The organism is Nocardia sp. NPDC004340, assembly GCF_053602575.1.
Window position 1 is genome coordinate 89362 of the sequence record NZ_JBSGDW010000006.1, and the last position, 12406, is coordinate 101767.

Sequence of the window (12406 nt, forward strand, 5' to 3'; positions counted from 1 at the left end):
GGACGGGCGGTGGACCTACCGTGAAAGGCAGTCGAAGGAAAGGACTGTCCGATGTTTCCCGTCGAGCTGCGCGGTACCCGAGCGCAGACGCTCATGTGGGCCCACGAGCACGAGGTCGGCGCGGCCGCGCTCCAGCAGCTGCGCGATATCTCGCAACTGAAATGGGTGTACGGCGTCCGTGTGATGCCGGACGTGCACCTGGGCAAGGGCGCGACCGTGGGATCGGTCATCGCCATGCGGGACGCGGTCGCCCCCGCGGCCGTCGGCGTGGACATCGGGTGCGGCATGGAAGCGGTGCTCACCTCGCTCACCGCGTCCGACCTGCCCGACAACCTGCACTCGCTGCGCTCCCGCATCGAGGCGGCGCTGCCGGTCGGCTTCGCGGCGCACCGCGAACCCGTCGACGTGAACCGCCTGAACGCCGAGGTCTTCGGCCAGCGCACCGCGGGCACCACCATGCGCGCGGGCTGGGAGCGGTTCTGGAAGGGCTTCGACACCCTGGATCCGATCGTGCGGCCCCGGGAAGCCAAGGCCCACAACCAGATGGGAACCCTCGGCGGCGGCAACCACTTCCAGGAACTGTGCGTCGACACCGAGGACCGCGTGTGGATCCTGCTGCACTCCGGAAGCCGCAATATCGGCAACGAGATCGCGCAGCGGCACATGGCCGTCGCCCGCGAACTGCCGCACAACCAGGACCTGCCGCACCGCGACCTGTCCGTATTCCTCTCCGGCACGCCGGAAATGGACGCCTACCGGCGCGACCTGACCTGGGCCCAGGAGTACGCGGCCCGCAACCGGGCCGTCATCCTGGCGCTGGTCTGCAAGGCCGTGCGCGATGAATTCGACGGGCTGGCAGTACGTTTCGACGAGCCCATCTCCTGCCACCACAACTATGTGGCGGAGGAGATCATCGACGGACTGCCCATGCTGGTCACTCGCAAGGGCGCGGTCCGGGCCGGCGCGGGCGACCTCGCGCTGATTCCCGGCTCCATGGGGACGCGGTCGTATGTGGTTCGGGGCAAGGGGAATCCGGCCTCGTTCCAGTCCGCCTCGCACGGGGCGGGACGGCGGATGAGCCGCAACGCGGCCAAGAAGCAGTTCACCGTGGCCGACCTGGTGAAGCAGACCGAAGGCGTCGAGTCCCGTAAGGACGCCGGGGTGATCGACGAGATCCCCGCGGCGTACAAGGACATCGACCAGGTCATCGCGGCCCAGGCGGATCTGGTGGACGTGGTCGCCACGCTGCGGCAGGTGTTGTGCGTGAAGGGGTGAGAACGGGTCAGCGGCGGCGGAACGTCGCCGCTGCACCCGCGCCCACCAGCAGGATGCCCACGATGAGCGGGAATCCGGTCTGCAACCACTGGTACAGCGCGACATGCATCTCGTCCGACAGGGGTAGATCGCCGATCAGCCGGAAGGTGTCGTCCGGGAAGATGAAATGGATGATCCCGGGCAACACTCCCCACACCAGCCCGGCCACGACGGTGCCCGCCGGGGAGTAGGCGGCCAGCGCCGCCACCACCAGGAAAAGCGCTGCGGCCAGCAGGATCTGGAAAGTCGAGCCGACCCGGTCGGCGAAATCCCCCAGGATCGCCCACTGTCTGGTCCCGGCCGCGCCGCGGGCGGCCAGCGCGATCCCGACGGGGGTGATCAGCAACCCCGCCAGCGTGCCGGCCACCGTCCGCGACACCGTGCTGCTGCTACGGAATTGCGCCCCGGGCGGAGTCCACCCCGCGGGCGACGGAAACTTCTCCGGCATGTGCGTCTCCCTGCGCGCCCCCGGACGCCCTTCGTGCCCGGAACCCTATTGTCCGTCCGCGCAGCGGATTCCGCCCGATCTTGACGGCACCGCAATCAAGGCGGGTTCCGGCGGTGTCTCACACGAGCAAGGCCTGTCCGGTTGGGAGTATTTGCACCTTGGTCTCCGGGGCCAGATCGGCTGCGGCGGCGCGGAAGTGCTCCGCGCCCGCGCGGTCGCCCTTGGTCATGAGGCGATCGCCGACCGGGCCGCTGGAGAAGGCGTAGTGAATCGGGACCGCCAGGCGCGGGCGCAGCACCCGGGCCAGGTCGGCGGCCTCGATCGCGTCCATCACCACCTGCTTGTCGAGCACCGGGCGGATGCGCAGGCCGTTCACCGGCAGCAGGGCCAGGTCCAGATCCGGGAAACGCCGGGCGATGTCGTCGAGTTCGGCGATGCGCAGGGTGTCCGCGCCGAAGAAGACGGTGTGGCCGTCGGCCCGCAGCACAAAGGTCACCTCGGGGACGCCGTGACTGGCCGGGGCGGCGGTCACCTCGACCGGGCCGAGACGCGTGCTCTGCCAAGGGGCCAACTCGACCACGTTCGGGAAACCCGCGGCGCGCACCTGTTTGGCGAGGCCGGGTACGACCGCGAACGGCACCGACTTGTCGGGATACCGGACCAGGGCGTCGAGATCGCAGTGGTCGTAGTGGCCGTGGCTGATCACGATGCCGGAGAGCTCGGGCAGGTCGGCCGCGGTCGCGAAGGCGCGCGGCTCGCCGGGGCGGTAGAAGCGGGTCTCCGACAGCCAGGGGTCGGTGAGGATGCGTGCGCCGCCGAAATCGAGCAGGGCGCTGGCGTGGACGACACGGGTCACGGTGAGCATGGCGGGTTCCTTAACAAGACAGCCGTCTACTTACGTTTTAAGTAGACGGCTGTCTTGTTATCCTGTCAAGGTGCCGGACCAACCCACCCGCAACCGCAACCGCCGCGGCCAAGGCGCCTTGCTGCGCGACGAACTCGTCACCGCCGCCAGCGGGCTCCTCGAAGACCTCGACGGCCAGGAAGCGCTGTCCCTGCGCGCCGTCGCCCGCGCCGCGGGAGTCGCCCCGCAGAGCGTCTACCTGCACTTCGCCGATAAACGCGCACTGCTCACCGCGGTGTACACACTGCGCTTCGGGGAACTGCGCGACGCCCTGCTCACCGCGCTGACGCCACTGCCCGAAACCGATGGCGCGGGCCGGCTTTCGGCGCTGTGCCACGCCTTCGTCGACTACGGCGTCACCCATCCCGGCCACTACCGGGTGCTGTTCGGCACCGCCGGGACGCCCGGGTGGGAGCCCACCACCGGCCAACTCCCGGGGCTCCCCACGATTCAGCTGCTGATCGACACCGCGGCCGCCGCCGGGGCGCCCGATCCCGAGGCCACCGCGCAATGCCTGTGGGCGGGGATGCACGGCCTCGTCACGCTGCGCCAGGACCGGCCGAGTTTCCCGTGGCTGCCGCTCGATCGCCTGGTCGACACCCTGGTCGCGGCCCACTCGGGCACCGGATAACCGACCGCGCGGGGGTCCGAAGTTCGCGGGACATCCGGGCGGCGGCGCCGGGGTGTCGGTGCGGTGAGGCACGATGGAGCGCGTGACCTCGACCGACCCCTCCCCCACCGCCCCCGCGTCCACCGATCTGCGTGAGGACGCGGAACGGCTGCTGCGGGAGCTGGCCGGGCCCGACGCGCGGCTCCGGGAGGACCAGTGGGTCGCGATCGAGGCGCTGGTGGTGCACCGGCGGCGGGCGCTGGTGGTGCAACGCACCGGTTGGGGTAAATCCGCCGTCTACTTCATCTCCGCGAAGCTGCTGCGCGCTCAGGGGCGGGGGCCGACGGTGATCGTGTCGCCGCTGCTGGCGCTGATGCGCAACCAGGTGTCGTCGGCCGAGCGCGCGGGAGTCGTCGCCGCGACCATCAATTCGGGCAATGTCACCGAATGGGACGAGATCCACGCGCGGGTGGCCGCCGGTGACGTCGACGTGCTGCTGGTCAGCCCGGAGCGGTTGAACAATCCGGACTTCCGGGATTCGGTGCTGCCCAAGCTGGCCGCCGACGCCGGACTGGTGGTGATCGACGAGGCGCACTGCGTATCGGACTGGGGGCACGACTTCCGGCCGGACTACCGCCGGATCCGCACGCTCATCGCCGATCTCGGCTCGGAGGTGCCGGTGCTGGCCACCACGGCCACCGCCAACGACCGGGTGGTCACCGATGTGGCCACCCAGATCGGCACCGACACCCTGGTGCTGCGCGGCAGCCTGGACCGGGAATCGCTGCACCTGTCGGTGGTGACGATTCCGGACGCGGTGCGGCGCACGGCCTGGCTCAGCAAACGGCTGCACGAGCTGCCCGGCTCGGGCATCGTCTACGCGCTCACCGTGGCCGCGGCCCACGACCTCGCCGACGTGCTCAACTCGCACGGGCACCACGTCGCCGCCTACACCGGGCAGACCGACCCCACCGAACGCGAGGCGCTCGAGGCCGCGCTGCTGAACAACGAGGTGAAGGCGCTCATCGCGACCTCCGCGCTCGGAATGGGTTTCGACAAGCCCGATCTCGGCTTCGTCGTGCACCTGGGCGCGCCCTCCTCCCCCATCTCCTACTACCAGCAGGTGGGCCGCGCGGGCCGCGGCACCGAACGCGCCGAGGTGGTGCTGCTGCCCGGTCACGAGGACCGCCAGATCTGGAGCTACTTCGCCTCGGTGGCGTTCCCGCGCGAGCACATCGTGCGCTCGGTGCTGGCCGCCCTCGACACCGAGCGGCCGCTGTCGACCGCGGCATTGGAACCGCTGGTGGAGCTCAATCGCTCACGCCTGGAAATGGTGCTCAAGGTGCTGGACGTGGACGGCGCGGTGCGCCGGGTGCGCGGCGGCTGGCTCGGCACCGGCGAACCCTGGGTCTACGACACCGAACGCTACGAGCGCCTCAGCGTCGCCCGCGAGGCCGAGCAGCAGGCCATGATCGACTACCAGTCCACCAGCCAGTGCCGGATGACGTTCCTGCGCAGCCAACTCGACGACCCGGGCCTGGTGCTCGGCACCCACTGCGGGCGCTGCGACAACTGCACCGGCGCCACCCAGGACACCGCGGTCGACGACTCCGACCTGGCCGACATCCGCACCCGCCTGGACCGCCCCGGCATCGACCTGGCGCCCCGCAAGCAGTGGCCCACCGGCCTGGCCAAACTCGGAATCCCCTTGTCCGGCAAGATCACCGACGGCCCCGAGACCGGCCGCGTCCTGGGCCGCCTCAGCAATCTCGGCTGGGGCCAGCGCCTGCGCCCGCTCCTCGACGGCCCCGACGCCCCGGTCCCCGACGAGGTCTTCCGCGCCTGCACCACCGTGCTGCGCGAATGGGATTGGGCCCAGCGCCCGACCGCCGTACTGGCCCTCGACTCGGGCGCCCGCCCCCTGCTGACCCGCTCTCTGGCCGCCCGCCTCGCCGAGATCGGCCGCCTCCAGGATCTGGGCGTCGTCCTACTGCGCCCCGACCTGCCCCCGGTCTCCGCCGCCAACTCCGCCCACCGGGTCACCGCCCTCCACAATGCCTGGGAGACACCGGACCTCACCGCCGTCGACGGCCCCATCCTGCTGGTCGACGCCCTCACCGACACCGGCTGGACCTTCACCATGGCCGCCCGCCAACTCCGCGCCGCCGGAGCCGACGCGATCCTGCCCTTCGCGTTGGCCACCCCTTCCTGACCTTCGGGCGTACCGTCGAACGGGGAAGGGAGAGAGCATGAGTACGGGGAACAGCGCGGACGAGGCCAACGATCCGCGGGCGCGCTGGCGCAAGTTGCCGCCCGAGCCGGCGCAGTGGATCGAGGAGGTCGACCGGGAGCATTCGGCCGTCGACTTCGGCCCGGGCCATGACCCGGACGGCAAGGCCGCCACCTACGGGGGCACCAGCGGGCCCTGACGCGCTCAGGCGTCGGGGGTGGGCCGCCGGTTCTCGAGGTTCTCGATGGCGTCGACGTAGCGCAGCATGAGGCGCGCGAAGTCGAGGCGGTCCTGTTCCGGCCACTCGGCCGTGATGTATTCGAAGGCGGCGCGCTGCTGTCCGCGGAAGCGGGTCATGAACTCCAGGCCCTCGGGGCTGAGCTCGAGGACGGCGCGTCGGCCGTCCAGCTGCGAGGGCACGCGCAGCAGGTAGCCCGCCTTGATGTTGTCAGTGACCATGCGACTCGCCACCGACGGGTCCACGCACATGGCCGCGGCGATACCGCCGACGGTCATCTCCCCCGGTTCGTCCTGCCCGCAGCCCAGGACCAGGCCCAGCACCAGGGCGCGGGTGGAGTCCTTGGCGCTGATCGGGTTCTCGACCTGCTGCAGAACACCGCGACGGAGCTTGCCGAAGGCCGGGCCGATGGCATCCAGCAGCTCGTCGGGGGTGCGGTCGTCCGTCGTCATCCCCACATCGTATCTGCATGCATGTCGGCATCTGCGTGCATCGAGGAACATACATGTTGACTCGCAACTGTGTGCATGACAGCATGCATTTCATGACCATTCTCGTCACCGGCGCTCGCGGCCAGATCGGCCGCGCCGTCCTCACCTCCCTGCACGCCCGCGGTCTCCCGGTCCGCGCGGCCAGCAAGGACCCCTCGGCTCTCGACCTCCCCGCGGGCATCGACGCTGTCACTTTGCCCGACGATCTCGAAAGCCTCACCGCCGCACTGAAAGACGTGCGCCAGGTCTTCCTCTACGCCAACCCCGCCGCCGCGGACACCTTCGCGCGGGCCGCCGCGGCCGCCGGGGTGGAGCACGTCGTGCTGCTGTCCTCCTCCGCGGTCAATGATCCGAACGCCGCCGACAACCCCATCGGCGCGAACCACCTCACCGTCGAGAACGCCCTCGCCGCAGCGGATCTCGCCACCACCGTGCTGCGCCCCGGCGGCTTCGACAGCAACGCCTTCGGCTGGATCGCCGCCGTCTCGTCCGGCACGCCGATCGAGCACGCGTATCCCGACGCCGCGCTGGCCATGATCCATCCCCTCGATATCGCCGACATCGCGGTCGCCGCCCTCACCGGCAGCGAATTGCGCGGCCGCACAGTCACTCTCACCGGACCGGAGGCGATCAGCTTCCGCGCGCAGATCGGTCACCTCGCCACGGCCCTCGGCCGCGACATCCCGATCACCACCATCACCCCGGCCGAGGCCGAGGCGCAGATGTCGCGCACCATGCCGCCCTACATCGTGAGCGCCCTGCTGAACATCTGGGCCATCACCACCGACACGCCCGAAGCCCCGGCCGACACCACCGAGACCCTGCTCGGCATCCCCGCCCGGACCTTCGAACAGTGGGCCCGGGAGAACTCGGCCGCCTTCGCCCCCGCCTGAACCGGACCCGAACCGCCCGTCCACGACGGGAGCCGGCCGCGCCACGCCGGTCCGATTCCGGCCATATCCGGCGGTTTGCCCGGGCGTCGCGGAAACCGACGCCCACCAGGAACGCGGCGCGTAGGATCGGACGAATCCCGCAGTCGCCGAACGATCCCGGGGAGTTCAGCATGGCGTCCGCACCATCCAAGATCCCACCGTTGCCGCTCCTGCGCGCCGTCACCTGGTTGCGGGACAGCCTGGCTGTCCTGCACCGGCGGCTGGCCCCCGGCCACATCGCGCTATTGGAGCTGGGGACGGCCGGGTACGTCTCCCAGGCCATCTGCGCGGCGGCGGAGCTGGGCATCGCCGACGCGCTGGCCGACGGCCCCAAACCCGTCGCCGACCTGGCCCGCACCCTGAACGTGGACGAGGACGCGCTGGGCCGAATGCTGCGCCTGCTGGTCAGTGCGGGCGTCTTCGACCAGCGCCGGGACGGCAGCTACCAGCTGACCGGTGTCTCACAGGCGCTGCGCACCGATACCGACGTCACGCTGCGCGATCTGTTCGTCTTCTTCGGCTCCGAACTGCATCGCAAGCATTGGACGCATCTGGCCAGCTCGGTCCGGACCGGCGGGTCGCTCTGGACCGAGCTGGAGGGCATGGAGTTCTTCGAGTTCACCGAGCAGCACCCCGAGGCCGGGGAGGTCTTCGACCGGGCCATGACCAGCATCAGCAGCCTGGCCACCGAACCGCTGCAGACCGCGTTCGACTTCGGGCGCTTCGGCTCGATCGTGGACGTCGGCGGCGGCCGGGGCAGCCTGCTCGTCGACATCCTGCAACGCCATCCGTCCATGCGCGGCACCGTGTTCGACCTGCCGCGGGTGGCCGAGGGCCTCGAGAAGCAGTTGCTGGGCCCCGGGCTCACCGGCCGCCTCACCGTCGAACCCGGCAGCTTCTTCGACGTCGTACCCAAGGGCGCGGACGCCTACCTGCTCAAGCACATCGTCCACGACTGGAACGACTCCGACGCCGAGCGCATCCTGCGCACCGTGCGCACCGCCATGGAATCCGATGCGCGGCTGCTGATCATCGAGATGGTGATGCCCGAGCACCACCGCCCGCATCCGGGCAAGGTCATCGACCTGGAGATGCTGATCCAGACCCGCGGCGGCCGGGAACGGACCCAGAACGAATTCGGAAACCTGCTGTCCCGCAGTGGTTTCGTGCTCACCGGGGTCACCACGACCGCCGCGCCGGACTGTGTCATCGAGGCCCGTCCGACGATCTGAACGAGGCGCCCGCGGGGCGTGTGCGGCGCAATCCACACGCCCACCGCGGGCTACCTCCTACCGCCCGGATCCGGTGGCGTTTCAGGCGGTACGGCGGATCCGCGGGCCGACAACCCCTGCGGCCCGATCGGTCCAGCCGTCCGCCATCTGCGCCAGCAGGAACCAGGCGGCGTGCACTTGTTCGTCCGACACGTTCTCGGCCGTCCTGAGCAGATGCACGGCGCGCACGTGCGCGGCCGCCATCGCATCCACCACGGCCCCCAGGGATTCGGCCCGCGCTGCACCCCTCCGCAGCGCTCGGCTCGCCACCCACTCGTCGATGAACGTCACCAGCTGAGCGCGTAGCTCGTCGATTCCGCCCACGTCGCCGGAGTGGACCCGGCGTCGCTGCAGATGCAGTTCGGCCAGCGCGCGGGACCAGCGGGTGACCGGGTGGTCCTCGGGCTGATCCCCGATGTGACCACAGAACGCGGCCAGCAGCTCGTGCCAGTCGGGCAGCGGCGGGTCGTATCTGATGTCACGACCGCTCGCCCGCCACAACTGGGTGCTATCAGGTTGGGGTACGTACATACCTATACCTCCACGGGCGCTGCGGGCGCACCCGGAGCCGCGGGCGGCCACCGGACCGCGAGCCCGGCGCGGCAAGGGCGGACCGCGCCGGATCCGGGCAACCGCTATCGGCGAAGGGCACATCTCGATGCGGCACCGGGTGCACCTCCAGCATGAACCGATCGCCGGTCCCGCCCACCGCCCTTCCCCCGCCCTCCCACTGCCCCTGCAGTAGGAGAACGACCGCCCAGTCTGTACGGTTACTTGCCCTCTCCCCCAGCGCGATTCGCCCGTAACCGACGCTCGACTAAACCTTCACCAGGTCGTCGGCGTGCACCACCGGACGCTGCATGCTGTCGGGCAGCACGGCCGTGGAACGGCCCTTCATCGTCTGCAACTCATCGCTGTCATAGGCCGCCACGCCACGAGCCACCAGCCCGCCGTCCGGCGCGATCAGATCGATCACGTCACCACCGAAGAAATGACCCGTCACCTCGGTGATCCCCGCGGCCAGCAGGGAATGGCGACGCTCGGCCACGGCCGCCACCGCGCCCGCGTCCAGATGCACCGCGCCCCGCGCGTCGGCGGCGTGCCGGACCCAGAACTTGCGGGCCGACAACCGAACCGGACGCGCCGCGAAGGCCGTGCCCACCGTCGCACCCGACAGCGCCGCCGCCGCGTCCGACGCGGCAGCCAGCAAGACCGGCACGCCGGCATCGGCGGCCAGCCGCGCGGCCGAGAGCTTCGACGCCATACCCCCGGTACCCAGCGCACCACCCGAACCGGCGATCACGCCGTCCAGATCCGCGCTGCTGCGCACCTCGGGAATGAAGTTCGCCGAACCCTTACGCGGATCACCGTCGTAGAGGCCGTCCACATCCGACAGCAGGATCAGCGCGTCCGCGCCCACCAGATGCGCGACCAGCGCCGCGAGCCGGTCGTTGTCGCCGAACCGGATCTCTTCGGTTGCGACGGTATCGTTCTCGTTCACCACGGCGATGGCGTGCAGCGACCGCAGCCGGTCCAGGGTCCGCTGCGCATTGCGGTGCGGCTCGCGGCGACCGAAGTCGCCCGCGCTCAACAACACCTGCCCGACCACCCGGTCGTAGCGGGCGAACGACGTCCCCCACGCGTGCGCCAGCGCCAGCTGACCGACACTCGCGGCGGCCTGCTTGGTGGCGAGATCCTTGGGCCGCTTGGACAATCCGAGCGGGGCCATGCCCGCGCCGATGGCGCCCGAGGACACCACCACCAGATCCGACCCCGCGCGCATGCGGCCCTCGACCGCGTCAGCCAGCTGATCCAGGCGACCGGTGTCCAGACCGCCTTCCAGGCTGGTCAGCGCCGACGACCCGATCTTCACCACGACGCTGCGCGCGGACGCGATGGCCCGCCGCGCGGCGCTGAGCCCGTCAGCGCCGAGCTCCGCCGCTCCCTTGGCCTGTGCGCCACTCGAACTCACTTGCACCACACCTCAATTCGCCCGCGATACCCACGCACCGTCGCACCCGAATTCATTGTCCGTCCGCACCGGCCGCTCGCCTCCTCGCGAACGGCCGCGCGACACTGTATTACTCGTCGTCGGTGACCAGACCACGGCGCACACGCGAGGCGTGCTTGCGCTCGGCCGCGCCGATGCGCTCGGTCTGATCCAGACGCGGGTCCACGCCGCGGCGGGTCATCAAGGTCTCCACGCCCGCGGAAATCGAAGGCTCCCAATCGAAGCAGTAGTCCGCGATGGTCACCGACGCGCCGGGCTCCGCACCCAGCTTGACCAGCTCTTCCTCGACGCCGAGGCGAGCCAGGCGGTCGGCCAGGTAACCCACGGCCTCGTCGTTGTCGAACTGGGTCTGGCGCACCCACCGCTCGGGGCGCTCGCCCACCACGATGAAGCCGCCCTCGACCTCGGGATCGCGAATCACGCGGAAACCGCTGTCGCCCTTGACGACCGGGCGGATGATCGCGCGCTTCGGCTCCGCCTTCGGATGCCCGGTGCGGTACTCGGCGACCATCTCGGCGAGCGCGAAGGTCAACGGCCGCAGGCCTTCCCGGCTCACCGCCGAGATCTTGAACACCGGCCAGCCGCGCTTCTCGAATTCCGGCAGCACGAACTCGGCCAGCTCGTCGGCGTCGGGGATGTCGGCCTTGTTGAGAATCACCACGCGCGGGCGATCGGCCAGATCACCCAGACCGGTGTCACCGACCAGCGCGGGCTGATACGCGGCCAGCTCGGCCTCGAGCGCGTCCACATCCGACACCGGATCGCGGCCGGGTTCCAGCGTGGCGCAGTCCACCACGTGGGCCAGCACCGCACAACGCTCCAGATGCCGCAGGAAGTCCAGGCCCAGACCGCGGCCCTCGCTCGCGCCCGGAATCAGACCGGGCACATCGGCCACGGTGAAGGTGGTGTCACCCGCCAGCACCACACCGAGGTTCGGCACGAGCGTGGTGAACGGGTAGTCCGCGATCTTCGGCTTGGCCGCCGAGAGCACCGACACCAGCGACGACTTGCCGGCCGACGGGAAGCCCACCAGACCGACATCGGCGACCGACTTCAGCTCCAGAACGACATCGCGCTCCTGACCGTCCTCGCCGAGCAGCGCGAAACCGGGCGCCTTGCGCGCCTTGGACACCAGCGCCGCGTTGCCCAGTCCGCCGCGACCGCCGCGCGCCGCCACGTACTGGGTGCCCGAACCGGTCAGGTCCGCGAGCACCTCGCCGTCGAGGCTCATCACCACGGTGCCGTCCGGCACCTTCAGCAGCAGTCCCTCGCCCTGCTTGCCATTGCGGTTGCTGCCCTCACCGGGCTTGCCGTTGCCGCCCTTGGCATGCGGGTGGAAATGGAAGTCCAGCAGCGTGTGCACGTTCGGGTCGACCTCGAGGATCACGTCCCCGCCATTGCCGCCGTTGCCGCCATCGGGACCACCCAACGGCATGAACTTCTCCCGGCGCACCGAGGCGCAGCCGTGCCCACCCTTGCCCGCGCGCACGTGCAGCTCGACACGGTCGATGAATTTGGACATATCGGTGATCATCCTCCTTCAGGACTTGTCGACTGGATGTGACGCCCCGGGCCTCGGCCAGGAATGCCGGAAGCGGGGCTGTGAACAGCAAAGCGGGCCAGGGTTACTACAAACCCTGACCCGCTTCGAAAAGCTGATGGAGCGAACTCCGGTGCGCCGGTCAGGCGTTCACCGGCTCCGGCACCACGATGTTGACGGTCTTGCGACCACGCTTGGTGCCGAACTGCACCGCGCCCGCCTCGAGAGCGAACAGCGTGTCGTCGCCGCCACGGCCGACGTTGACGCCGGGGTGGAAGTGCGTGCCGCGCTGGCGGACCAGGATCTCGCCGGCCTTGACGGTCTGACCGCCGAAGCGCTTCACACCGAGCCGCTGGGCATTCGAATCGCGACCATTGCGCGAGCTGGATGCACCCTTTTTATGTGCCATGACTAACT

At 70.1% G+C, this 12406-nt stretch carries 13 protein-coding genes; 6 read left to right on the forward strand and 7 right to left on the reverse strand.

Annotated elements, in window-relative coordinates:
• Positions 1-51: 51 nt before the first annotated feature.
• Complete coding sequence (locus ACWEOI_RS24365; RefSeq protein WP_433671728.1) at positions 52-1275, forward strand: RtcB family protein; 1224 nt, start codon at positions 52-54, stop codon at positions 1273-1275.
• A gap of 7 nt (positions 1276-1282) precedes the next feature.
• On the opposite strand, the gene ACWEOI_RS24370 is transcribed toward ACWEOI_RS24365, so the two are convergent.
• Positions 1283-1762, reverse strand: coding sequence for a hypothetical protein (locus ACWEOI_RS24370; RefSeq protein WP_357090189.1), 480 nt, complete (start codon positions 1760-1762; stop codon positions 1283-1285).
• 118 nt (positions 1763-1880) lie between these two features.
• Positions 1881-2627: an MBL fold metallo-hydrolase gene (locus tag ACWEOI_RS24375; protein WP_452361118.1), complete on the reverse strand. Its 747-nt coding sequence runs from the start codon at positions 2625-2627 to the stop codon at positions 1881-1883.
• A 70-nt stretch (positions 2628-2697) separates the two neighbouring features.
• Between ACWEOI_RS24375 and ACWEOI_RS24380 the strand changes: the two genes are divergently transcribed.
• From ACWEOI_RS24380 to ACWEOI_RS24390, 3 genes are all read left to right on the forward strand, one after another.
• Complete coding sequence (locus ACWEOI_RS24380; protein ID WP_452361119.1) at positions 2698-3297, forward strand: TetR/AcrR family transcriptional regulator; 600 nt, start codon at positions 2698-2700, stop codon at positions 3295-3297.
• A 73-nt stretch (positions 3298-3370) separates the two neighbouring features.
• On the forward strand, positions 3371-5488 hold the full coding sequence (locus tag ACWEOI_RS24385) for a RecQ family ATP-dependent DNA helicase (protein WP_452361120.1): 2118 nt from the start codon (positions 3371-3373) through the stop codon (positions 5486-5488).
• 37 nt (positions 5489-5525) lie between these two features.
• The gene (locus tag ACWEOI_RS24390; protein WP_433671724.1) at positions 5526-5705 is read left to right on the forward strand and encodes a hypothetical protein; all 180 of its coding nucleotides are present in this window, start codon (positions 5526-5528) and stop codon (positions 5703-5705) included.
• Between the two features lie 5 nt (positions 5706-5710).
• On the opposite strand, the gene ACWEOI_RS24395 is transcribed toward ACWEOI_RS24390, so the two are convergent.
• The gene (locus ACWEOI_RS24395) at positions 5711-6196 is read right to left on the reverse strand and encodes a MarR family winged helix-turn-helix transcriptional regulator (protein ID WP_357090195.1); all 486 of its coding nucleotides are present in this window, start codon (positions 6194-6196) and stop codon (positions 5711-5713) included.
• Between the two features lie 92 nt (positions 6197-6288).
• Here ACWEOI_RS24395 and ACWEOI_RS24400 point away from each other — a divergent pair, with 92 nt between their 5' ends.
• Together ACWEOI_RS24400 and ACWEOI_RS24405 are read left to right on the forward strand one after the other, a co-directional pair.
• Positions 6289-7128: an SDR family oxidoreductase gene (locus ACWEOI_RS24400; protein WP_452361121.1), complete on the forward strand. Its 840-nt coding sequence runs from the start codon at positions 6289-6291 to the stop codon at positions 7126-7128.
• A gap of 170 nt (positions 7129-7298) precedes the next feature.
• Positions 7299-8399, forward strand: a complete 1101-nt coding sequence (locus tag ACWEOI_RS24405; RefSeq protein ID WP_452361122.1) for a methyltransferase — start codon at positions 7299-7301, stop codon at positions 8397-8399.
• Positions 8400-8480: 81 nt separating this feature from the next.
• Here the strand turns inward: ACWEOI_RS24405 and ACWEOI_RS24410 are convergent, their stop codons facing one another.
• The 4 genes from ACWEOI_RS24410 to rpmA form a co-directional block, all read right to left on the reverse strand.
• Positions 8481-8969 (reverse strand): DUF4254 domain-containing protein, encoded by a 489-nt coding sequence (locus ACWEOI_RS24410; protein WP_379273029.1) that lies wholly within the window; start codon positions 8967-8969, stop codon positions 8481-8483.
• 286 nt (positions 8970-9255) lie between these two features.
• Positions 9256-10335, reverse strand: a complete 1080-nt coding sequence (gene proB / locus ACWEOI_RS24415; RefSeq protein WP_357090723.1) for a glutamate 5-kinase — start codon at positions 10333-10335, stop codon at positions 9256-9258.
• Positions 10336-10519: 184 nt separating this feature from the next.
• The gene (gene obgE / locus ACWEOI_RS24420) at positions 10520-11971 is read right to left on the reverse strand and encodes a GTPase ObgE (protein WP_433671721.1); all 1452 of its coding nucleotides are present in this window, start codon (positions 11969-11971) and stop codon (positions 10520-10522) included.
• Positions 11972-12131: 160 nt separating this feature from the next.
• A complete protein-coding gene (rpmA, locus tag ACWEOI_RS24425) occupies positions 12132-12398 on the reverse strand; it encodes a 50S ribosomal protein L27 (protein WP_040806195.1) in 267 nt (88 codons plus the stop codon).
• Positions 12399-12406 lie beyond the last annotated feature (8 nt).

Bases quoted from the DNA above. Each gene is read 5' to 3' on its own strand.
- rpmA (WP_040806195.1), bottom strand. From the start codon at position 12,398: ATGGCACATAAAAAGGGTGCATCCAGCTCGCGCAATGGTCGCGATTCG.
- ACWEOI_RS24390 (WP_433671724.1), top strand. From the start codon at position 5,526: ATGAGTACGGGGAACAGCGCGGACGAGGCCAACGATCCGCGGGCGCGC.
- ACWEOI_RS24365 (WP_433671728.1), top strand. From the start codon at position 52: ATGTTTCCCGTCGAGCTGCGCGGTACCCGAGCGCAGACGCTCATGTGG.
- ACWEOI_RS24375 (WP_452361118.1), bottom strand. From the start codon at position 2,627: ATGCTCACCGTGACCCGTGTCGTCCACGCCAGCGCCCTGCTCGATTTC.
- ACWEOI_RS24410 (WP_379273029.1), bottom strand. From the start codon at position 8,969: ATGTACGTACCCCAACCTGATAGCACCCAGTTGTGGCGGGCGAGCGGT.
- obgE (WP_433671721.1), bottom strand. From the start codon at position 11,971: ATGTCCAAATTCATCGACCGTGTCGAGCTGCACGTGCGCGCGGGCAAG.
- ACWEOI_RS24395 (WP_357090195.1), bottom strand. From the start codon at position 6,196: ATGACGACGGACGACCGCACCCCCGACGAGCTGCTGGATGCCATCGGC.
- ACWEOI_RS24405 (WP_452361122.1), top strand. From the start codon at position 7,299: ATGGCGTCCGCACCATCCAAGATCCCACCGTTGCCGCTCCTGCGCGCC.
- ACWEOI_RS24400 (WP_452361121.1), top strand. From the start codon at position 6,289: ATGACCATTCTCGTCACCGGCGCTCGCGGCCAGATCGGCCGCGCCGTC.
- ACWEOI_RS24370 (WP_357090189.1), bottom strand. From the start codon at position 1,762: ATGCCGGAGAAGTTTCCGTCGCCCGCGGGGTGGACTCCGCCCGGGGCG.
- ACWEOI_RS24385 (WP_452361120.1), top strand. From the start codon at position 3,371: ATGGAGCGCGTGACCTCGACCGACCCCTCCCCCACCGCCCCCGCGTCC.